This window comes from Acinetobacter sp. CAU_H_56 (assembly GCF_058599425.1).
Genome location: NZ_CM178654.1, coordinates 1087418 through 1108763, shown reverse-complemented (window position 1 = coordinate 1108763; position 21346 = coordinate 1087418). Strand labels below are relative to the sequence as shown.

At 42.6% G+C, this 21346-nt stretch carries 20 protein-coding genes; 10 read left to right on the top strand and 10 right to left on the bottom strand.

The annotated features are described in order from the left end of the window. The first annotated feature begins 442 nt into the window (after window positions 1-442). Window positions 443-1225 (top strand): rRNA large subunit pseudouridine synthase E, encoded by a 783-nt coding sequence (locus tag AC4MCC_RS05440; RefSeq protein ID WP_419374634.1) that lies wholly within the window; start codon window positions 443-445, stop codon window positions 1223-1225. An 8-nt stretch (window positions 1226-1233) separates the two neighbouring features. On the opposite strand, the gene AC4MCC_RS05435 is transcribed toward AC4MCC_RS05440, so the two are convergent. Then, window positions 1234-2592 (bottom strand): heavy metal sensor histidine kinase, encoded by a 1359-nt coding sequence (locus tag AC4MCC_RS05435; protein WP_491885775.1) that lies wholly within the window; start codon window positions 2590-2592, stop codon window positions 1234-1236. After that, a complete protein-coding gene (locus tag AC4MCC_RS05430) occupies window positions 2589-3260 on the bottom strand; it encodes a heavy metal response regulator transcription factor (RefSeq protein ID WP_491885774.1) in 672 nt (223 codons plus the stop codon). Before AC4MCC_RS05430 ends, AC4MCC_RS05435 begins: the two co-directional genes overlap by 4 nt. Before the next feature lie 174 nt (window positions 3261-3434). On the opposite strand from AC4MCC_RS05430, the gene AC4MCC_RS05425 reads away from it, so the two are divergent. From AC4MCC_RS05425 to paaI, 3 genes are all read left to right on the top strand, one after another. Further along, window positions 3435-3878: a GlcG/HbpS family heme-binding protein gene (locus AC4MCC_RS05425; RefSeq protein WP_491885773.1), complete on the top strand. Its 444-nt coding sequence runs from the start codon at window positions 3435-3437 to the stop codon at window positions 3876-3878. A 31-nt stretch (window positions 3879-3909) separates the two neighbouring features. After that, window positions 3910-4308 (top strand): hydroxyisourate hydrolase, encoded by a 399-nt coding sequence (gene uraH, locus AC4MCC_RS05420; protein WP_491885772.1) that lies wholly within the window; start codon window positions 3910-3912, stop codon window positions 4306-4308. A gap of 170 nt (window positions 4309-4478) precedes the next feature. Beyond that, window positions 4479-4871, top strand: a complete 393-nt coding sequence (gene paaI / locus AC4MCC_RS05415; RefSeq protein WP_491885771.1) for a hydroxyphenylacetyl-CoA thioesterase PaaI — start codon at window positions 4479-4481, stop codon at window positions 4869-4871. A gap of 67 nt (window positions 4872-4938) precedes the next feature. Here paaI and AC4MCC_RS05410 read toward each other — a convergent pair whose 3' ends face one another. Beyond that, complete coding sequence (locus AC4MCC_RS05410; protein WP_491885770.1) at window positions 4939-6642, bottom strand: M61 family metallopeptidase; 1704 nt, start codon at window positions 6640-6642, stop codon at window positions 4939-4941. A gap of 175 nt (window positions 6643-6817) precedes the next feature. Here AC4MCC_RS05410 and AC4MCC_RS05405 point away from each other — a divergent pair, with 175 nt between their 5' ends. The 3 genes from AC4MCC_RS05405 to slyD all read left to right on the top strand — a co-directional run bounded on the left by AC4MCC_RS05405 (window position 6818) and on the right by slyD (window position 10252). After that, entirely contained in the window at window positions 6818-8131 is a 1314-nt protein-coding gene (locus tag AC4MCC_RS05405; RefSeq protein ID WP_491885769.1) for a D-alanyl-D-alanine carboxypeptidase PBP6B, read from the top strand. A 215-nt stretch (window positions 8132-8346) separates the two neighbouring features. After that, window positions 8347-9633, top strand: a complete 1287-nt coding sequence (locus tag AC4MCC_RS05400) for an NAD(P)/FAD-dependent oxidoreductase (RefSeq protein WP_419365515.1) — start codon at window positions 8347-8349, stop codon at window positions 9631-9633. 136 nt (window positions 9634-9769) lie between these two features. Then, window positions 9770-10252: a peptidylprolyl isomerase gene (gene slyD / locus AC4MCC_RS05395; protein WP_004784172.1), complete on the top strand. Its 483-nt coding sequence runs from the start codon at window positions 9770-9772 to the stop codon at window positions 10250-10252. Window positions 10253-10392: 140 nt separating this feature from the next. Here slyD and AC4MCC_RS05390 read toward each other — a convergent pair whose 3' ends face one another. The 5 genes from AC4MCC_RS05390 to AC4MCC_RS05370 form a co-directional block, all read right to left on the bottom strand. Beyond that, entirely contained in the window at window positions 10393-11166 is a 774-nt protein-coding gene (locus tag AC4MCC_RS05390; protein ID WP_419365514.1) for a M48 family metallopeptidase, read from the bottom strand. A gap of 112 nt (window positions 11167-11278) precedes the next feature. Continuing rightward, window positions 11279-11587, bottom strand: a complete 309-nt coding sequence (locus tag AC4MCC_RS05385) for a hypothetical protein (protein ID WP_004784177.1) — start codon at window positions 11585-11587, stop codon at window positions 11279-11281. A 93-nt stretch (window positions 11588-11680) separates the two neighbouring features. Then, window positions 11681-12466: a M48 family metallopeptidase gene (locus AC4MCC_RS05380; protein ID WP_419374641.1), complete on the bottom strand. Its 786-nt coding sequence runs from the start codon at window positions 12464-12466 to the stop codon at window positions 11681-11683. Window positions 12467-12595: 129 nt separating this feature from the next. Continuing rightward, window positions 12596-13915, bottom strand: coding sequence for an adenylosuccinate synthase (locus AC4MCC_RS05375; RefSeq protein ID WP_004784184.1), 1320 nt, complete (start codon window positions 13913-13915; stop codon window positions 12596-12598). Between the two features lie 79 nt (window positions 13916-13994). Further along, a complete protein-coding gene (locus AC4MCC_RS05370) occupies window positions 13995-15161 on the bottom strand; it encodes an ATP phosphoribosyltransferase regulatory subunit (protein ID WP_180034206.1) in 1167 nt (388 codons plus the stop codon). A gap of 478 nt (window positions 15162-15639) precedes the next feature. Here AC4MCC_RS05370 and AC4MCC_RS05365 point away from each other — a divergent pair, with 478 nt between their 5' ends. Next, window positions 15640-16386, top strand: a complete 747-nt coding sequence (locus AC4MCC_RS05365; RefSeq protein WP_491885768.1) for an AzlC family ABC transporter permease — start codon at window positions 15640-15642, stop codon at window positions 16384-16386. Next, complete coding sequence (locus tag AC4MCC_RS05360; RefSeq protein WP_491885767.1) at window positions 16383-16682, top strand: AzlD family protein; 300 nt, start codon at window positions 16383-16385, stop codon at window positions 16680-16682. Before AC4MCC_RS05365 ends, AC4MCC_RS05360 begins: the two co-directional genes overlap by 4 nt. 36 nt (window positions 16683-16718) lie before the next feature. On the opposite strand, the gene AC4MCC_RS05355 is transcribed toward AC4MCC_RS05360, so the two are convergent. Together AC4MCC_RS05355 and AC4MCC_RS05350 are read right to left on the bottom strand one after the other, a co-directional pair. Next, complete coding sequence (locus AC4MCC_RS05355; protein ID WP_491885766.1) at window positions 16719-17015, bottom strand: hypothetical protein; 297 nt, start codon at window positions 17013-17015, stop codon at window positions 16719-16721. A gap of 179 nt (window positions 17016-17194) precedes the next feature. Further along, a complete protein-coding gene (locus tag AC4MCC_RS05350) occupies window positions 17195-18223 on the bottom strand; it encodes a type I glyceraldehyde-3-phosphate dehydrogenase (protein WP_312158220.1) in 1029 nt (342 codons plus the stop codon). Window positions 18224-18632: 409 nt separating this feature from the next. On the opposite strand from AC4MCC_RS05350, the gene alaS reads away from it, so the two are divergent. Then, window positions 18633-21326, top strand: a complete 2694-nt coding sequence (gene alaS / locus AC4MCC_RS05345; protein ID WP_491880152.1) for an alanine--tRNA ligase — start codon at window positions 18633-18635, stop codon at window positions 21324-21326. Window positions 21327-21346: the final 20 nt, after the last annotated feature.

Here is a 21346-nt window from a genome sequence, read left to right as displayed (position 1 = left end):
AAACTGTGAAATTAAAATATCAGCTTGCTTTGTAGTGGTCTAAGCCAGTTTGGAAAGCTTTTTGTATGGTATGTAAATTCGTCAAAACTATTTCAGGTCTATAAAAATCATTATCAATTTTTTGCTTTGCCTTGAATTACCTTATTTTCCCTTAACCGGCTCGACGAGTGCAGTAGAAAATAAGGATCATTGATGATTAACACTCTTAAACGGAAGATCATATTTGAATATAAAAAGTACATCATTTTAAAGCGGCATGGTCGCAATCAAATTTGATGCAAAACATAAATTCAAGGAAGATAAATCAGAATCTGCTATGATAGCTTCCACTTAGTGGACTCTTTTATGTTTTCCCTTATCTCCTACTTATAAGTAAAGGAGTATCACAATGGGCAACATGACTGCCACACCAGAATTATTTTATATATTTTAGTAGGTTAAAGTGAAAATTGTCATTCTTAACAAGCCTTATGACGTCCTCTCCCAATTTCGTCCAGATGAAAAACATCAGACTATGGCTGATTTCGTAGACGATCCGGATCTGCGTATTGCCGGTCGTCTGGACATGGATTCTGAAGGTTTGATGTTCCTGACCGATCATGGTGGTTTAAACCAATATATTACCAATCCAGCCAGCAAAAAATTCAAAACTTATCTGGTTCAGGTCGATGGCGATATAACCGACGAAGCTCTAGAACAGCTTCGTAAGGGTGTTGAACTGAATGACGGTATTACGCTGCCAGCCAAAGCAATTAAAGTCACTGAACCGGAATGGTTATGGGAACGCAATCCTCCTGTACGTTTCCGTGCTTCTGTTCCAACTTCATGGGTCGAAATTTCAATCTGTGAAGGCCGTAACCGTCAGGTACGTCGTATGACTGCAGCAGTCGGCTTTCCTACCTTACGCTTGATCCGCACTAAAATCGGTTCGATTGATCTGGTTCAATTAGGCTTACAGCCCGGTGAAACTAAAGAAATTGAACCCCTACTTTATCCAGACTTTAAAGATGTGCCTGCTCAAGAACCTTACCGCTCGCGCTCTTATGTGAAAAAACCGGGTGGCACCGGTGGTAAACCGATTAACAAGAAAGTAACGAAAGACGGCACCAAGAAAAAAACCGGTACACCGCGTATCTGGCAAATGGAAGAAGGTGAGAAACCACGTCGCAAGACCAATGGTACCACCCGTCCAAATACCAAGAGTCGTGGCCGTCGTACACGTTAAGCCACTGCTTAGATCGGGAAGATCAAACTAAAAACCACACCTTGAGGATGGTTATTCACCTGAACTTCCCCCTGATGCAACTGCATAATCGACTGCACAATCGCCAAGCCCAAACCACCCGTTTGGGCTTTTTGATGCCGGCTGCTATCAACTTGATAAAATCGTTCAAACAGATGGACTAAATGCTGTTCGCCAATATGTACACCTGCTGTCAGTACATCAATCCGGCAGCTATTTTCTGTAGTCATCGCCGTGATTCTGATCTCACCATTTTCCTTTCCATACTGCACTGCGTTGCTGAGTATATTGGCAAGCGCACGTTGCAGATGTTCCGGATGCGCAGATATATTCAGTTGAGCCGGAATATCCGTATAAATAGATATATTTTTTTCTTCTGCCAAGAACTCAAAATATGCCAGCAAATCCCCTATGATCTGGCTCAATTCTAGTGTCTGTTTTTCTATCTGATATTGACCATGTTCCACCCGAGCAATAAACAGCATGTTTTCAATCATCTGGGTCAGACGTTCATATTCTTCCAAATGAGAATACAGCAGATTTTCTAATTCATCGCGACTGCGTGACTTCGACAAGGCAATCTGGGTTTGCCCCATCAAGTTATTTAGGGGCGTTCGTAATTCATGAGAAATATCTTCAGAAAATCGGGCCAGCTGTTCATAGCCTTGCTGGATTCGGTTCAGCATGGCATTCACGGCCTCTGTTAATTGCTGCACCTCAATAGTCCGGGCTGGCAACTTGATACGCTGATCCAACTGTTGCACACTGATCTGCTGAGTCGCGTAAATTAACTGACGCATGGATCGCAATAGATAGTGTCCCATCAGCCAGGCTAACAAGGTGGATAAAATAATACCAAGCAGAGTGTATATCACTAATTTTATCAAGTAATGCTTTAAAACCTGTTGCCCTGCTATGAGTTGCTTACCGGCAATCAGTTGATAAGTCTGTCCATTAAACTTCACTTGCTTAAATGCTAAACGGGTCGTGGGTTGTTCAAGCTTATTATTTTGATAATTCAGCTTGGTATGATAATCCAATAGAGGAATAGTAATATTTAAAGGATTAATATCAATTAATGTATTCTGCGCGTTTTTAAGGATCAGTAAATTATCTTCCTGTCCAAGCATATTCTCATAAAGCTCCGGATGTTCGATCAGTACCTGAAAGCTTTGCTGATCAGCCAGAAATATTTCTATTCTGGAAATCCGCAAGGCCAAAGCTTCATCCTGCTGTTGTAGCACCATCTGCTGCATATTATGATAGGACAACCCGCCGATGCTTAAAAAAACGATACAGGAAATGAGGCCAAAGGCGATGCCGAGTCGTGTACCCAAATGCATTTTCATGCTTGCGCATCCAGTTTATAGCCCATACCACGTACCGTATGAATAAGTTTTGGACTGAAATGGTCATCAATTTTAGAACGTAATCGGCGTACAGCAACATCAACGACATTGGTGTCAGTATTAAAATTAATATTCCAGACCAGTGAAGCAATTTGGGTACGGGTTAAAACTTCAGACTGGTGTTCCATCAGCAACTGTAAAAGCGCAAACTCTTTTTGGGTAAGCTCTATTTTTTGCTGGTCTCGAAATACTTCCCAGGTTAAACGATTCAGCTCTAAATTGGCCACCCGATACACCTCATGTTCAGTTCGAGGTACACGGCGCAGCAAACTTTTGATTCGGGCCAAAAGTTCGATATAAGAGAAAGGCTTGGTTAAATAGTCATCTGCACCTAGTTCCAATCCTTTGACCCGGTCAAGCACATGATCTTTGGCAGTCAGCATGAGTACGGGAACTTTAGAGAAAGTACGCAAGGTTTTGAGGACTTGCCAGCCGTCCAGGTCGGGCAGCATCACATCCAGCAATACCAGATCAATCGGTTGCTGTTCCAGCACCGATAAGGCATGCAGGCCATTACCCACCTGTGTAGTTTGGTAGCCGGATTCATTTAAGCCTGTGGCCAAGAAGCCGGCAATTTTGGTTTCATCTTCTACAATTAAAATATGCATGGGCTGAGTTTAATCAATTTCATACAGCGCAAAGATTACAAATTGGTAATCTAATTGTCATCCATGGGCTTCCATTCTTTGATTATGATCTTCTCAATTTCTATATGACTGAACAGTATCATGAGAAGCAGATTGAATCAGAGAAAAATATTGTTATATCTAGCGAGCTTGGCGATGGTAAGCTTAAGCCATGCTGAATTAAAAACTTCCTATATTATGGACTTGAACACAGCAAACCAACTTGCTGAGAACGTCATGCAGGCTTGTCAGAAAGCCAGCAAACCCGCTGCAGTCACAGTACTGGATCAAGGCGGCAATGTTCTGGCCAGCCAACGGCATGAATCTGTCGGAATTCACAATTTAACTGCATCACAGCGTAAAGCCTTTACTGCATACTCGACTAAGACAAGTACATTGGATTTTATGCGTCATGCACAAAAGAACCCAGATGCACAGAATTTAAATACCTTGGATGAATTGTTATTGCTCGGCGGCGGGGTGCCTGTGGTTTATAAAAACCAGCTCATTGGCGCTGTTGGCGTTGCAGGCTCTGGTGGCTCTGAACAGGATCATCAGTGTGCCGTACAAGGCATTCAACATACTTTAAAACAACTTTAATTTTATCCATCTCTAGAGTAGGAACAGACAAATGAAAAAAATTATTTTTGGTACTCTTCTAGCAACGACAGCAAGCTTTTCTTTTGCACAGAATCCTTTAAGTGTGCATGTGCTGAATCAGGAAACTGGTCTGCCTTCCGCCAATGTCGCAGTGATTTTGGAAGCTCAGCAAGGTGACAAGTGGGTAAAACTGAATGAGTTAAAAACAGATGCCAATGGCCGTATCAAAGAGTTTTATCCTAAAGATACAGCTTTACAGAAAGGCATCTATAAAGTGACTTTTAAAACCGGTGACTGGTTTAAGGCCAATAATCAACGCACCTTCTTCCCTGAAGTGCCTGTGGTATTTACGATTGACGGTACTCTAGAGCACTATCATATTCCGTTATTACTGAGCTCTTATGGTTATTCAACCTATCGTGGTAACTAATTCTTAATCTCTAAAAGCGTCATTTTCATGGCGCTTTATTTTGATGCTTAAAACAGCTGTATTTTATCATTCATCTGGCTTTCGCTTGTTATTTATCTCCTTGAATGCTATTTATGATTCATATAATTAATATTTTTAAAATAAAGTGTATCCAAAAAAGGAGTTTTGCAATGGATCAGCAAGTGAACCAGATGTTTAATCAGGACCGATTAATTCAGTATCTCGGTGCGCATCTAATTTCCTATAACCACAATCATGCGAAGATTGAACTTAAAGTGACTGAACAACATTTACAGGGACATCAGACCTGTAACGGCGCTGTGATATTTGCATTGGCTGATGCTGCATTTGCCATTGCCTGCAATACCAGCGAACATCCAGCAGTCGGCCAACATTGTGGTATTCATTATCTGAAACCGGCACTGCTCGGTGATACCCTTACCGCCATAGCTGAACATAAAGCCAGTAGCGGTCGCAGTGGGATTTACGATATTCAGATCCTGAATCAGAAAGAGCAAATCGTGGCTGAATTCCGTGGAACTTCACGACTGATCATTAAATAAATCATCTAGAAAACCCAATAAAAAACCGCTGTCTTAACAGCGGTTTTTTTTAATAGCAACATTCTGATTAAGCTTTTAACCACTTCTCGGCTTTGGCTTGATCTTCAACTTTCAACTCAACTTCAGTCAGTTCAGAACCACCATTTTGAACGTCAAAAGTCATCAGCTCATCACGACGGAATGCGTGGACAGTATAAGTACCTTCCTGTTTAGCATATTTCTCAGCAAGTTTTGTTGTCGCTTTCAGACCATCAATCGCCACAATGACATCATTCGCTGACAGGCCTGCTTTCGATCCTGCCCCATCACGACGAGCAGACTGAATAAAGAGACCTTCAGGCTTATCTACAAGTTTCAAACCAAATGGTAATGACTTGTCATTTTTCAGCGTATAGCTCACGCCAAATTCAGGTAATAACTGATCTAATGGCAATTCATCAGTAGTATTGATCAGGTGATTAATCTGTTCTAACCAGTTATCACCAGTCAATTCCTGACACAATTCGAAAATAGTGCGTTCATTGACCTGAATGCCATTTTGCGTATTTTCATATAGTTTACGCATCAAAGCGTCCAGACTTGAGCCACGCAGACGTAGACCTAGATCCAGACAAAGTGCAACTAAACAGCCTTTATTATAGTAACTGGTACCGGCATTGTTTGAGTTTTCATCTTGACGATAGAATTTTACCCAGGCATCAAAGCTAGACTCAGATACCGATTGAATAAAACGTCCCGGATTTTGCAAATAGCGATCAATCTGCGCTTTGAGCAATGCAATATAAGATTCCTGATTAATCACACCACTACGTAGCAGAATCAGGTCATCATAATACGACGTAAACCCTTCAAAGATCCAAAGCAAAGAAGTATAGCCTTCTTTGTTCAAGTCATAATTCACGAAGTTTTCAGGACGAATGAATTTCACTAACCATGAATGGAAATACTCATGACTACATAGGCCAAGGAAACGCTGATAATCTTTCGATGGTTCTTCAGGCTCATCTGCTTTAGGAAAGTCATCACGCGGTGTAATCAGACTGGTTGAGTTCGGATGCTCCAGACCGCCATAGCTGTTACCGGTTGCCATGGTCATAAAGGTATAATCATTAAACGGCGCAGAACCGAACATGGAAATTTCTGTCGCACAGATTTTCTCAATGTCCTGCTTCATACGCTGTTCATTCATCGCATGTTTGCCTGACACCACAAACTCATGCGGAATGCCATTGGCTTCAAAACTGAATCGGGTCTGCTCTGCCAGTTCAAACGGCGCATCAATCAGTTCAGCATAGTTTTTAGCTTTTAAGGTATAACGACCTTTGACCAGACTTTTGGCCTGCATACCCGTCGCAAGCTGGAAATGTTTCAGCTCATCCGGCAGGAATACTTCAACTTCAATTTCTTTATGTTCCTGACCTTCCAACCCCAAACATGCACAAGCCGGGTTCACATAGAGACGGTTTTGATCCACATATGCACCACGAACAGACAGGTCATACGCGTAGACATCGTATTCCACCGTAATCAGTTCATGATCCGTATTGAATAAACGCCATTTATTCTTTTCAAACTTCTGGATTTGTAGCTGGCGTCCATCCTCATCATAAGCCTTGACTGCTTCAATATGCTTTGAGAACTCGCGAATCAGGTAACTGCCCGGAATCCAGGTCGGTAAAGAAAGGACTTGTGTTGGGTCTGCTAAAAAGCGAAGAGTTACGTGAATAAGATGCTGACGATAATCGTCAAATTCGATTTGATAATGCAACATAATGGGCGATATAAAATACAAATAAATGAGTTATAGCTTAGCTTAGCATTTTTTAGGCCAGTATTGCTTAGCTGTCGCATTTGTCTACATTTCTGACTAGCTATCCTTAAAAAAAAGGCATAGCATGCGTGAAAATTAAATCGTTCATCGACCGGTTGGTTATTAAGGAACACCTTTGAAATACATCATCTCACTGCTTGCAGTTCTCAGCCTGTTTGTGCCTGCAATTTCATATGCTGCCCTTCTAAATATTGTGCCTGAAAGCGTTGAAGCAGAAGCCTGGACCATTCTTGACTCACAGTCAGGCCAAGTCATTGCCGAACACAATGCCGACGTTCAACGTGCACCAGCTTCCCTCACCAAAATGATGGTGGCTTATATTGCACTAAAGGAAATTCAGGCGGGTAAATTAGATAAAAGTGAAGTATTAACTGCAACACCGATTGTGAAAACAGTGATGTGGGATGAGTCACAAATGTATCTGAAAGAAGGTGAGCAGATTTCGATTGATCAGCTTCTAGCTGGCCTGATTATCATGTCGGCGAATGATGCTGCTGTGACATTGGCAGAAAAAATTTCAGGTGATATTCCAAGCTTTGTCAAGCGAATGAATCGGGAAGCAAAAGCTTTAGGTATGGTTCATACCCATTTCCAGAATCCGGCCGGTATTACCATGCCTGAGCACTATTCTACTGCAGCGGATCTGGCGCGTTTGTCGGCAGCTGTAGTCAATCAAACTCCGGACTATCTATATTATTCCAAACAGCCAAGTTTTACCTATAACAACCATTTCCACCGTGCCACTAACCGTGTGTTGCAAGTGGACTCAAGCGTCGATGGTTTAAAAACTGGCTTTACTCGTGCAGCCGGCTATAACCTGGCGCTCACCGCCAATCGTCCAACTTATGATATGGAACTGCCCCACCGTCGTTTGATCGTGGTTGTTTTAGGTACCAAAAGTGCTGCCAAACGCGCTGAAGTGTCGCATAAGTTGATGAATCTGGCGTATACCTATACCCGTAATGAAGTCGCCATTAAAGACAAACAGCTACTCGCTGAATTACCGGTGATCAAATCGACTTTGAAAATGTTTAAGGTAGAGACCAAGCAGCCGCAGATTATTACGACATCTTTATATGATCAGAATTATGCCATTGATCTGAACCAGTTCGATCAAAACCATCAACGGGTAATGTTGAATACAGGTGATGGTGTAATGCAAAGCATTGAACCGCTCCATGAAACCCAAACTCATATCAATGTAGAAATGACTGCTTCTGAGTTAATTGCACCTATGGCCAAAGTGATGCCATTAGCGACGATTCATGTCTATCAGAATAATCAGCTTATTCGTACCATCCAGATTGAAGATATGGTGGAACTTGAAGAAGCCAGTTTCTTCCAGAAATTTCTGAGCTGGTTATCCAGCTTCTTTGGCATCTTTGCAGAAAGTGCACCAAGTGCCAAACTCTATCCAATCCAGAAATAAACACTGAATACAGTTAGAAGGCCTCTCATTTGCCTTCTAACTCCCCCCTTAAATTTCTCCCTTTTCTCTCGTCAATTTTACCTCCCCCTGACATAATTGCTACGTTTTGTAATTTGTATAACAATTCTAATCAAGACGGCCTGCTGCCCATGCCATAGTATATTTGGTCTAAATTTCTCTTATTTTTATTAGAAAAATAAATAGGTTAATAATATATGACAGCACATCGAATCGTAATTGTAGGTGGTGGCGCAGGTGGGATGGAGCTGGCTACTCAACTGGGCGAAACCTTAGGCAAAAGTGGCAAAGCGCATATTACCCTAGTAGATCAGAAACTGACGCATATCTGGAAACCCTTATTGCATGAAATTGCTGCAGGTACGCTTAATCCGCATGCAGAAGAAACCAATTATTTTAGTCATGCTGCGGCTCATCATTATCACTTTGTGCTGGGAACATTTGTTGACCTAGACCGTGAGGCTAAAGAAATTATTCTGGAAACAGATTACTTTTCTAAAAAAGCCCAGCCTAAACAGAAGAAACACATCAGCTATGACACGCTAGTGCTGGCATTAGGTTCTACTTCCAATGATTTTAATACGGAAGGTGTTGCCCAATACTGTCATTTTCTCGACAGCCGCCAGCAGGCCGATGTCTTCCAGCAGGATCTGCTACATCTTTATCTCAATGCTCAAAATCAAACCTCTTCCCGTGAGCTTAAAATTGCCATTATTGGAGCCGGTGCAACTGGTGTAGAACTGGCTGCCGAGCTGGTGATCGCCAAACAAAACTTTTTTAAATATGGTCTGAACAAGATTGATCCAAATAAAGTCAAAATCACTTTGATTGAAGCTGCTGATCGGATCTTACCTGCACTATCTGAGAAAATGGCTGAACACACCATGGAGCAACTCGATCGTCTAGGTATTGAGGTATTAACCAGTCACCGGGTCGCTAAAGTCGATGAAGACCAGATTTACTTTGCTGATGGTTCAAGCCTCGAAGCAGAAATTAAAGTCTGGGCTGCTGGAATTAAAGCACCTGAAGTTCTGGCCAAACTTAAGGAGCTGGAAAAAGATAACATTAATCGCCTAAAAGTTTATGCAACTCTGCAAACTCTGTCAGACCCGGATATTTTCGTTTTTGGTGATTGTGCTCACTGTCAGCCTGAAGCAGATCAACCGGTTTTAGGCCCCCGTGCACAGGTCGCCAGCCAGCAGGCCGCTTTTCTGGTCAGAGCCTTAAAAGCACGCATTAATGGTGAAAGCTATTTACCGATGTTCAAGTTTTCTGACAAAGGCTCATTAGTGTCTTTAAGTCAAAACAGTGCTGTCGGTGAATTATTGGGTCAGGTCAATGTTCAAGGCTTTGTTGCGAAATCCATGTATGTATCCCTGTACCGGATTCATCAGGCCACCATTCATGGCTATACCCATGCTGGCCTGTTAACTGCCAAAGACTTTGTTACACGAAAAATTGCACCCAAGCTGAAATTGCATTGAAATTGTAAATATTGTCCTCATATATGAAAAAATCGTCATTAAACATGTCAAATTGCATTTTTTTGCTATTTTTAGTCTACAAAAATACAATTTCACTTTATGATGTACCCTTAAAAAATTGAATGGATCAATTAATATGACTGCTATTGCAAATAACCTCGTGGTTTCTTTCCACTACACATTGACTAACGCAGAGGGTGAAACTCTCGACAAATCTCAAGGTGAACCACTTGCCTATTTGCACGGTGCAGGTAACATCATCCCTGGTTTAGAAAAAGCTTTAGAAGGCAAAACTGTAGGTGAAAAATTCACTGTAAATGTTCCTGCTGCTGAAGGCTATGGCGAATATAACCCAGAGCTAGTGCAAGAAGTGCCTAAACAAATGTTCCAAGGCGTAGACAACATCCAGGCAGGCATGCAGTTCCAAGCACAAACTGATGACGGCGTTCAAATCGTAACTGTTAAAGCAGTTGAAGGTGACAACGTAGTTGTTGATGCTAACTTCCCGCTTGCTGGTCAAGATTTAACTTTCGAAGTTGAAATCGTGTCTATCCGTGAACCTTCTCAAGAAGAACTTGATCACGGTCACGTACACGGTGCAGGTGGTCACCACCACTAAGACTTCCCAGTCTTTAGCACAAAAAGGCAAAGTGAAAACTTTGCCTTTTTTATTGCCTTAAGATTTTAAATATAAAAAAAGCAGGACTACTGCCCTGCTTTTCATCATTAAAATCGCGAACTACTCAAATTACGCAATCATTAACGTTTGTTATAGATCTGCATTGCTGTTGGCAGATTTTGACGCATTGCTGCGATACGTTGACTGTTCGATGGGTGAGTAGACAGGAAAGTCACGCCAGTGCTGCCGCCTTCAAGCTTGTTCATTTTTTCCCAAAGGGTAATCGCTGCATTTGGATTATAGCCAGCGCGCGCCATAAGGGTTAAACCACCTTGGTCCGCACGACTTTCCAGATTGCGTGAGTAAGGTAAGCCGATACCAATCTGGCTACCCAATTGTGCCACTGCAGCACCACCCTGTCCTACGCCCGCTGCATTTAAACCTATGCCCAATGCCAGATCAGTCAGGGCTTGTGCACCAAGTTTCTGTTTCGCGTGCTCTTCCAGGGCATGGACCATTTCATGACCCATAATGGCTGCAATTTCAGCATCGGTCAGATTCAGCTTGTTCACGATACCGGTATAGAAAACCACTTTACCACCAGGTGCCACAAAAGCGTTGACCTGATCAGATTTCAGTACGGCTAACTGCCATTGGAATGCAGTGCCTGTCTGGTTCAGCTGGTTGGCATAAGGTTTTAAACGGTTAAAAACAGCATTAATACGACTGTATGTCGCTGAACTGGTATCCAGCTGACCTTTCGCTTTAGCGTCTGCCACCATGGCATTGTAGCTTTGGCTGGCTGAAGCATTTAAAGTCGCAGTATCTGCACCTGCAATATCGGCAATAGTTGTACAACCAGACAAAGTAATGGCTGCGGCTGCGCCCATACCTAACAAGAATTTATTTTTCATTATAGTGACTCCACCATAAGCAAAAGGTTAATTTACATTGTAAAAAATTATAAGTTAAAGGCTGGAGCAACTAAATGTACAATTACTTCATCTTGTTATATTTTATGTAATTTTAACCCCAATACTGTATCGCAAGCCAATAAATCAGACAGACAATATTTAAACCTAAATATAAATGACACAAAGGTTTAATTTTTTCTTCTAGAATTTCACTTTTACGCTTAAAAAATAGAAAAGCATTCTGCAGCAAAATGACCGGTACCAATACACAGGCAATGATCACGCTCAAGCCAATGAATGCCCCATAAATAATGTCAGGATCCTGAGTTTGGGCACGGATGATCAGCATCGCAATGGTCGGTGCGCCACCCATCGCGAATAACAAGGAATAGAACATCGTTCCCGAGATATTTTTATGCATCCTGCATACTCATATTTTATTTTGTTTTATTCTAACAAGCGCCATGCCACTGCACAGCACTTGCCGTTAAGACTTTAGTCCTGAGTTTCGAAATTATTTCTTAGTCTTGTATACCGTCATCGCTTCAGGCATCAGCTGTTGCAAGGCTGCAATTCGGTCATCATTCGTTGGATGCGTAGAAGTAAATTTATTCAGGACGCTATTGCCACGGCTGTCTTGTGCATTCATTTTTTGCCACAAAGTAATCGCTGCATTCGGGTTATAGCCCGCACGTGCCATCAGCATGAGACCGCCTTTATCGGCACGGCTTTCCAGATTACGTGAGAATGGCAAACCCACACCAAATTGAGCACCCATATCCAGCAGTAGCCCACCATAACCACCCGCGGACTGCCCGACATACTTGCTACCGATACTTACTGCCAGATCAGTAAGTGCTTGCGCTCCTACCTTATTCTTAGAATGTTCCTCAAGCGCATGCACCATTTCATGCCCCATGATGGCAGCAACTTCATCGTCTGTAAGTTTTAGTGTGTCGACAATGCCCGTATAGAACACCACCTTGCCACCTGGTGCGACATAGGCATTAATCTCGTTGGATTTAATCACAGCCACTTGCCAGTCAAACTTCTGACCAGTCTGGTTAAGTTGATCTGCATAAGGCTTCATTTTCAGGAAAACCCGGTTTACTTTTTTATAGGTGGCAGAAGTCGTATCCAGAATCTGTTTCTGCTTGGCCTCTGTCAGCATCTGATTATAGCTTTGTGCTGCACTCAGATTTAATGTAGCTGAATCAGCTCCCATCAAATCTGCAACCGTAGTACACCCCGTTAATGTGGTCGCAATGACCATCCCCGCCAATAAATTTTTATATTTCATGACCTTCTCAAATATATAAGGTCAAAACATCATAAAGAATCCAAACAGGTTTTCAATCATTTTTATAAGCTTTTCCAAATAAAAAACCCTGTGAAATCACAGGGTTTTTATCATTTTCAGCTTAAAGGATTAAGCATCAAACGGATGGCGAAGAATAATGGTTTCTTCACGGTCTGGACCAGTTGAAATGATGTCGATTGGACATTCAATCAATTGTTCAAGACGTTTCACATAGTTAATTGCCGCTTGTGGCAATTGATCTAGTGATTTCGCACCGAAAGTAGATTCTTTCCAGCCTGGCATAGTTTCGTAGATTGGTTTTAAAGTTTCAAATGCAAGCGCATCAGAAGAACCAACACAGCCAGAATCAGCAGCTTCGTAACCTACACAGATTTTCACTTCTTCTAAACCGTCAAGAACGTCAAGTTTAGTCAAGCAAATACCAGACAGTGAGTTCACTTCTACTGAACGACGCAGGATTTCAGCATCGAACCAGCCACAACGACGTTGACGACCAGTAGACGCACCAAATTCTGAACCTACAGTACCCAGGTGTTTACCAATTGCATCACCTGTATCTGTTGCAGCGTCATACACCAACTCAGTTGGGAATGGGCCTGAACCTACACGAGTGGTGTATGCTTTAGTAATACCAAGAACATAGTCAAGGTGTAATGGACCAAGACCTGAACCTGAACTTACGCCACCAGCAGTCGTGTTTGAAGATGTTACGTACGGATATGTACCGTGGTCAACGTCAAGCAATGAACCTTGCGCACCTTCGAACATGATTTTCTTGCCAGCTTTACGGTAAGCGTGAAGTTCACCAGTCACGTCCATAACCATAGGCTCGATCACTTTGCGCCATTCGTCGCAAAGCGCAAGTACGTCTTCAACTTTAACTGCTTCAACACCGAAGAATTGAGTCAATTGGAAGTTGTGGTATTCAAGCAATTCTTCAAGCTGAGCTTTCAGATGTTCGCCACCACGTACCAGGTCAGCAACACGGATTGCACGACGCGCCACTTTATCTTCATAAGCAGGCCCGATCCCACGACCAGTTGTACCGATTTTCGCATTACCACGTTTTTTCTCACGAGCTTGGTCAAGTGCGATGTGGTGCGGAAGAATCAATGGACAGTTTGGAGAAATGCGTAGACGTTCACGTACTGGCACGCCTTCTTTTTCAAGAATATCCATCTCTTTGATGAGCGCTTCAGGTGAAAGAACCACACCATTACCAATTAAGCACAATACGTTTTCACGTAAAATACCTGATGGAATGAGGTGTAATACAGTTTTCTTACCACCAACCACGAGAGTATGACCTGCGTTATGTCCGCCTTGATAACGAACTACTGCAGCCGCTTGATCTGTGAGCAGGTCGACGATCTTACCCTTACCTTCGTCGCCCCATTGGGTACCAAGTACCACAACATTCTTGCCCATAATAGCCTCATTACATCATGCTGTTAAAGTTGAAAGTCCCACTCAGCGACATGAACACTGAGTAAAACAATTAAAGCGATTAAATCGTTTTGATGGTCCACTCACCGTCCACATTCACCAGCTGGTGAGTTGCATACGGTACTGAGTTTAAATCATCATTACCTAATAACTGAATTACACTTAAGCCTTGTGCACGGGTTGCCTGAATCGCATTTAATAACGCAGCATCTGTACCCTTAGGTGCTACCACAACTTTAGCTGTAGCAAACTTGCCTGCACTTAAAGCATATAAGTCACAGGAGAAACCGGTTGCCGGACGTGCACGACCAAAATGCTCACCAATGCCATCATAACGGCCACCTTGTGCCAGTGCAGCAGCACGGTTCGGTGCATAAACGGCATACATCAGGCCGGTGTGATAATGGTATGAACGTAACTCGACGACATCAATCCCAATATGCAGATTCGGCCAGCGTGCCTGAACTTCATTTTTGGTGGTTTGCAGTGCATCAAATGCCTGTTTGAAGGCTGGATTTTCTAATACTTCAGCACTTAAATTCGTTTTTAAAGCATCCAGGTCACTTGCAAAGCGGCCAAGCGTATAAAAGTCTGAACCAAACTTAAGATTTGCAGTAAATTCAGCCAGTTCTGGCAATGCTTTACGTTGATAAAGATCAGACAATTGGCGTTCGGTTGCTTTACTTAAACCGGCTTGTGCAATCAGGCTACGGAACAGCCCCACATGACCTAAGTCAAGGTGGATGCCGTCGGCCAGACCTGCTTCCTGAATCAGGCTGATCATCAGGTCAACCATTTCCACGTCAGCATCAATGCTGTCTGAACCAAATAATTCTGCACCTAATTGCAATGGTGCACGTGTGGTATTAAATCCTTGAGGTTTCGTATGTAAAACCGTACCCGCATAACAATAACGAGCCACACCTTCCACTGGATGTACATGCGCATCGATACGAGCCACTTGTGGTGTCATATCGGCACGCACACCAAGCAAACGGCCAGACAGCTGGTCGATCACTTTAAAAGTGGCTAAGTCTAAATCCTGATTCGATTCTGAGAGAGAAGATAGAGATTCAATGTATTCAATAAATGGCGTGTACACCAGCTGATAACCTCGAGATGCGAGGAAATCCAGTGATTGACGGCGCAGGCTTTCGATGACTTGCGCTTGTTCTGGTAATACATCAGCTACACCATCAGGTAATAACCATGTCTCTGAAATGGGCATGTTGTAAACCTAAATTCTTGTCAGCGCGGAATAAACCGCATAAAAAAATCGGGAGCACACCCGATTTCTCCTAGTCTAGCACGATCGTTTAGGCTGTGCATCGCAATTTTGATAATTTTCTCTGACTGAACAAAGGACTTAGATAGATAAACCAAATCATCTCCCTCTTATTAAGAGAAGATAGGCTGAATAAAATTTAATAACCAACATATCAAATTGATTTTCTAATATATTTTCCAAACCAAACCAAAACAATGACGAAAAACTTATTCTTGATTCACTCCTAATCTATCCAAGGGTAAAAATTTATAAAATATCAGTATCAGATGCTTAAAAATAATCCTATACCAAAACCCAATATGGGAACTTAAATGACCAAGAAAACAGCACCGTTTTAATAGAATTAGAAGGGGCTGCAAAGACTCCAGTATTTCTTATAAACTTTCCTTCTCCTACTAGAATAAAACCTGATCATCTCATGCCTCCCTTTCAGCCACGTATAACGTCTTTTGATGCTAATCCTCTGAGTGAGTTTCAGCGTGGTGTGAAAGATTGCATACCTTTATTATTGGGTGTAATTCCTCTGGCGCTGGTTTTGGGTGCAACAGCAGCACAAAAAGATTTTAGCCTGCTTGAAGTGCCTTTATTGACCGGGCTGAACTTTGCTGGCGGTTCCGAGTTTGCAGTTTTAGAAGCCTGGACTGATCCACCGCATCTGCTTACCTTAATCTTTATTACTTTTCTCATTAACAGCCGCTATATTCTGCTCGGTGCCAGTCTGGTGCCTTATTTAAGACATCTTCCAAATCGAAAAATCTTTCTGGCATTATTTTTTATGGTCGATGAAAGCTGGGCCTTAAGCCTGACAGATGCACAGCGTCGACTGGCACAGTTTGGTTATCGATATGCTTTTAGTCTGCCTTATTATGCCGGGCTATGTATTGTTCTTTATCTGGCTTGGGTCGGCTTTACGACACTCGGTGCCCTGCTTGGACCCGTGCTAGGAGACATTAACCGTTTTGGTTTTGATATGGCTTTCCCCGCCATTATGCTGGTCTTACTGAAAGGTATGTGGAAAGGCTTTACTGAAGCCAGACCTTGGCTAATCAGTTTTATTTGTGCTGCACTGGCTTATAGCTATCTACCAGGCAACTGGTATGTGCTAATTGGTGCACTTACAGGAATTGCCGCTGCCTTCTGGCTAATTCAGGAGGATGAAGCATGATCCAGATGAATACCTTAATCGCGATCATACTGGTTGCCCTAACCACTTATGCTACCCGCCTGCTCGGATATGTACTACTCAAAAATAAAACTTTGAGCAAACGTCAGCGTAAAATTCTGGAAGTGATTCCAGGCTGTGTACTGATTTCAATGATCACCCCATATTTTTTACGAGATGATCCGGCTGATCTGATCGCTATAATGTCGACACTATTCGCTGCATCACGATTTGGCATGCTGCCGACCATTTTAATTAGCATGGCTTCGGCAGCTATTTTAAGGACGTTACTGGTTTAAATCCTTTATATAAGGCTAAGCCAGCATGAAAGGGTCTTATGACTTTGGTTCTACTACTTTAGCGAGCAGATTTACCAGTTCTGCATTTTGCAGCTCAACTTTTTGCAGTTTAGCCGTAGTCTGATCCAGTACTTCCTGCTGCACATGCATTTTTTTCGCCAGATCCTGCATAATCTCCAAGGTCTTTTTTAAATTTTCTTCCAGATGCGCCACTTTTTCCTCAACTGGCACGCCTTCCACACTTTGTGAATTCTCATTATTATTAAATTGCAGCCAGATCAAAAAAATCACAGCCAAGGTCAGTAATATAATAAATCCCCAGATCAACATCATGTGCTTGCTCTTATTCCATTTAATTATCTTTATCTTAACGAAAAAATATCCAGCTCACAGAAATATTCGGCATAAATCCGGAGCTTTTCGATCAATTACGTCCAAGTTCTTATTCATTTTCCTCTAATTTTTTAATCTCGCATAAAAAAGCACCCCCTTTGGGATGCTTTTAAAATAGCTTAATCTGTATAAAAGGATTCACAGAGATCCAGTAACCGGTTGGCATAACCCCATTCATTATCATACCAAGCAAATACTTTGGCTTGATGCCCCACTACCAGGGTTTGGGTCAGATCCACAATCAATGAATAAGGCGAATGATTAAAATCACTAGAGACTAGAGGCTCATCTGTCACAGACATAATTTCAGCGAAATCCTGACGTGCAGCATTAATTAATACTTCATTTAACTGATGATCAGTAATGGGTGACTGAGAAATAAAAGTCAGATCAATGGCCGCTACATTAATGGTTGGCACGCGAATCGAATAACCATCAATCCGGTTCTCCATCTTCGGCATTACGCGTTTGAGCGCACCCAAAGCTGAAGATGTGGTTGGAATAATATTTTGCCCGGAAGCACGGGCACGTCTTAAATCACGATGGGCATGATCCAGTACAGACTGATCCGCTGTCACCGCGTGAATTTCAGTCATCAGTGCAGTCTCAATCCCAAAGGCATCATCAATGATTTTGACTAGCGGTACCAATGCCTGCGTAGTACAGGAAACACTGGAAATAATCTGGTCACTTTCTTTGACATCTCGATGGTTGACGCCATAGACAATTGCGGCATCCACCGTATCAAATGGTGCAGCACCGATAATCACCCGTTTTGCCCCGGCAGTAATATGCTGAGTCGCAGCCTCACGCGAACGGAACAGGCCGGTACATTCCAATACCACATCAATATTCAATTCCCGCCATGGCATTTCCACCGGATTCGCCTGTCTTAACACCTGAACTTTCTGATAAGCATCGCGGTAAGTGACATGCAGGTAGGCATACTCATCTTCATAAGTCAGATCGACCTGCCCCGGGAAACGGCCATGAGTAGAATCATATTTAAATAGATGCAATAAGGTTTCAACGTCGGCAACGTCATTAATGGCAACGATGTCAAAATTAAAATCTTTCGGATTTTCAAACCATGCACGCAACACATTGCGTCCGATTCGTCCAAAACCATTAATTGCGATACGTTGCATCGACATTCCCTACTGCGGCATAAAACTTTGTGCGCCTATATTAATGGAATTATCCAGCTGACTGATAACTATTCAGCTAAATCCACTAAAAATTACACAGAATGTCCAATATTTCATCGAAAAATTCATGCTTTAATAAAGGCAATGCGAAGTTTCTGTTACCGAGATTTGAAATAAATTGCTGTAATGACAATAGCTTTTGATTTTGCAGGGCATTTTTCTGATTTTTCCAATATTCATTCCTTATAGTTTTATGATCTATAAATATGAAAATCATTGGTTGAACAGGCATTTTCCGTTATAATTTGGCGTTTTTAAATATTTAAGCCCCGCATTGCAGCAAAGAACCAACCTTCTTGTCAGACTGTGATGTTTTTAGCCAAATCGGAAATTATGGAGTGACTTGGTTGTGAGTACTCGTTTTATGACATCAGCTGAAATTCGCGAAGCTTTTTTAAGCTACTTTGAATCGCAAGGGCATACACGTGTCGCGTCGAGTTCTCTGGTTCCTGCCAACGACCCAACATTATTGTTTACCAATGCTGGTATGAACCAGTTTAAAGACTGCTTCCTGGGTCTGGAAAAACGTGACTATGTTCGCGCAACATCTTCACAAAAATGTGTACGTGCAGGTGGTAAACACAACGACTTAGATAACGTTGGCTACACAGCTCGTCACCACACATTCTTTGAAATGCTGGGTAACTTCTCGTTTGGTGATTACTTCAAACGTGATGCCATTAAATTTGCCTGGGAATTCCTGACCAGCGACAAATGGCTGGCGCTACCTAAAGACAAATTGTACGTAACTGTGTATCACACTGATGACGAAGCGTTTGATATCTGGAATAAAGAAGTTGGTCTAGATGCCAGCCGTATTATCCGCATTGGTGATAACAAAGGCGAAAAATACGCATCAGACAATTTCTGGGCAATGGGCGATACCGGTCCTTGTGGCCCATGTTCTGAAATCTTCTATGATCACGGTGAACACATCTGGGGTGGCCTGCCTGGCACGCCTGAAGAAGATGGCGACCGTTTCATTGAAATCTGGAACAACGTATTCATGCAGTTCAACCGTACTGCTGATAGTGTATTACACCCTCTTCCAGCACCTTCTGTTGATACAGGTATGGGCCTTGAGCGTATTTCAGCTGTTCTTCAGCATGTTAACTCGAACTATGAAATCGACCTGTTCCAAAACCTGTTAAAAGCTGCTGCTGAAATTATTGGTTTAGATACTTCAGATATTGAAGCGAAAGCACAAGCTGAAAACAAACCGGTTGAATACCCTGCTTCACTTAAAGTGGTTGCTGACCATGCACGTTCATGCTGCTTCCTGATTGCGGATGGTGTAAACCCATCGAATGAAGGTCGTGGTTATGTACTGCGTCGTATTATCCGTCGTGCAGTTCGTCATGGTAACAAACTGGGTGCAACTGGTTCATTCTTCCACAAAATGCTTCAGCCTTTAATTGATGTGATGGGCGCAGCTTATCCTGAACTTGAAGCAAACAAAGCACGTATCGAAGCTGCATTGCTGAAAGAAGAAGAACAGTTTGCTAAAACACTTGAGCAAGGCCTGAAATTGCTTGAAGGTGAATTGGCGAACCTGAAAGGTTCTGTGATTCCAGGCGAAGTGGTATTCAAACTTTATGACACTTACGGCTTCCCAACTGACTTAACTGCCGACATCGCACGTGAACGTGATTTAACGATTGACGAAGCTGGCTTTGAGAAAGAGATGGCTGCACAACGTCAACGCGCACGTGATGCAGGTAAATTCGCAATCGACTATAACAGCGTTGTTAAAGTTGAAGGCGAAACTCAGTTTGAAGGTTATGACGCAACTGCAGGTCAAGGTCAAATCATCGCGATCTATAAAGATGGCGAGCAAGTTGACGAAGTGGTTGAAGGCGACGAAGCACTGATCGTATTGAACCAAACTCCTTTCTATGCAGAAAGCGGTGGTCAAATCGGTGATACAGGTATCTTCAAAAACGATACGGGTATTTTCGAAGTTCAAGATACCAAAAAATCTGGTGGTGCGTTCGTACACCAAGGTATCGTGACTATGGGTAACCTGAAAGTTACTCAAAACGTTGAAGCAACGGTTAAAGCCGAGATTCGTGCTGCAACTGCACGTAACCACTCTGCAACTCACTTGTTACACGCTGCCCTACGTCAAATCCTGGGTTCACACGTACAGCAAAAAGGTTCATTGGTTGCGTCTGACGTTCTACGTTTCGACTTTGCAAACGACCAACCTGTAACTTTTGAACAGCTGCAAGAAATTGAACGTCTTGTCAATGCCGAAGTGATTGCCAACACAGCTGTAACCACTGAACTGCTCGACATCGAATCTGCGAAAGCCAAAGGTGCGATGATGCTGTTCGGTGAGAAATACGGTGAAGAAGTTCGCGTATTATCTATGGGTTCAGTAATTGACGAGAAAAACTTCTCAATCGAACTGTGTGGCGGTATTCACGTAAAACGTACGGGTGACATCGGTCTGTTCAAAATCACGTCTGAAGGTGGTGTCGCAGCGGGTGTACGTCGTATTGAAGCAGTAACCGGTACTAAAGCTGTTGAAGCCGTACAGAAAGTCGACCGTGATGTTCAATATATCAATGGTTTGTTAAAAGCACAGAACCATCAAACAGTCGAAAAAGTTGAAGCTGTGGTGGACACTGCGCATCAATTGCAAAAACAGATTGAACAATTGAATCAAAAATTGGCAAGCCTACAAGCCGGTGAACTTTTAAGTCAGGTTCAAGAGCTTGCTGGTCGTAAAACACTGATCACTACTGTTCAGGGTATGGATGCGAAAGCATTACGTAACCTACACGACGGTGTGAAATCAAAATTAGAAAATGCAGTCATTGTTCTTGCAGGTGTAGAGGGTGACAAGGTGAGCTTGATTGCATCTGTAGCGAAAGACTTTACTGCTTCTATTAAAGCGGGTGACATCATCAAACACTTGGCAACTGAGCTAGGTGGTAAAGGTGGTGGTAAACCTGACTTGGCACAAGGTGGCGCGCCACTTAACGAGAAGTTTGCTCCAGTGATGGCTGATTTAGCAGCTTGGCTTGAAGCAAAATAAAAACTTCATTTTGTGTAACT

Coding starts and splice junctions, on each gene's coding strand:
- AC4MCC_RS05350 (WP_312158220.1), bottom strand. CDS start 18,223: ATGCAACGTATCGCAATTAATGGTTTTGGACGAATCGGACGCAATGTG.
- AC4MCC_RS05385 (WP_004784177.1), bottom strand. CDS start 11,587: ATGCATAAAAATATCTCGGGAACGATGTTCTATTCCTTGTTATTCGCG.
- AC4MCC_RS05390 (WP_419365514.1), bottom strand. CDS start 11,166: ATGAAAAATAAATTCTTGTTAGGTATGGGCGCAGCCGCAGCCATTACT.
- AC4MCC_RS05410 (WP_491885770.1), bottom strand. CDS start 6,642: ATGTTGCATTATCAAATCGAATTTGACGATTATCGTCAGCATCTTATT.
- AC4MCC_RS05365 (WP_491885768.1), top strand. CDS start 15,640: ATGCCTCCCTTTCAGCCACGTATAACGTCTTTTGATGCTAATCCTCTG.
- AC4MCC_RS05370 (WP_180034206.1), bottom strand. CDS start 15,161: ATGCCCATTTCAGAGACATGGTTATTACCTGATGGTGTAGCTGATGTA.
- slyD (WP_004784172.1), top strand. CDS start 9,770: ATGACTGCTATTGCAAATAACCTCGTGGTTTCTTTCCACTACACATTG.
- AC4MCC_RS05400 (WP_419365515.1), top strand. CDS start 8,347: ATGACAGCACATCGAATCGTAATTGTAGGTGGTGGCGCAGGTGGGATG.
- AC4MCC_RS05355 (WP_491885766.1), bottom strand. CDS start 17,015: ATGATGTTGATCTGGGGATTTATTATATTACTGACCTTGGCTGTGATT.
- paaI (WP_491885771.1), top strand. CDS start 4,479: ATGGATCAGCAAGTGAACCAGATGTTTAATCAGGACCGATTAATTCAG.
- AC4MCC_RS05375 (WP_004784184.1), bottom strand. CDS start 13,915: ATGGGCAAGAATGTTGTGGTACTTGGTACCCAATGGGGCGACGAAGGT.
- AC4MCC_RS05360 (WP_491885767.1), top strand. CDS start 16,383: ATGATCCAGATGAATACCTTAATCGCGATCATACTGGTTGCCCTAACC.
- uraH (WP_491885772.1), top strand. CDS start 3,910: ATGAAAAAAATTATTTTTGGTACTCTTCTAGCAACGACAGCAAGCTTT.
- AC4MCC_RS05425 (WP_491885773.1), top strand. CDS start 3,435: ATGGTAAGCTTAAGCCATGCTGAATTAAAAACTTCCTATATTATGGAC.
- AC4MCC_RS05430 (WP_491885774.1), bottom strand. CDS start 3,260: ATGCATATTTTAATTGTAGAAGATGAAACCAAAATTGCCGGCTTCTTG.
- AC4MCC_RS05380 (WP_419374641.1), bottom strand. CDS start 12,466: ATGAAATATAAAAATTTATTGGCGGGGATGGTCATTGCGACCACATTA.
- AC4MCC_RS05435 (WP_491885775.1), bottom strand. CDS start 2,592: ATGAAAATGCATTTGGGTACACGACTCGGCATCGCCTTTGGCCTCATT.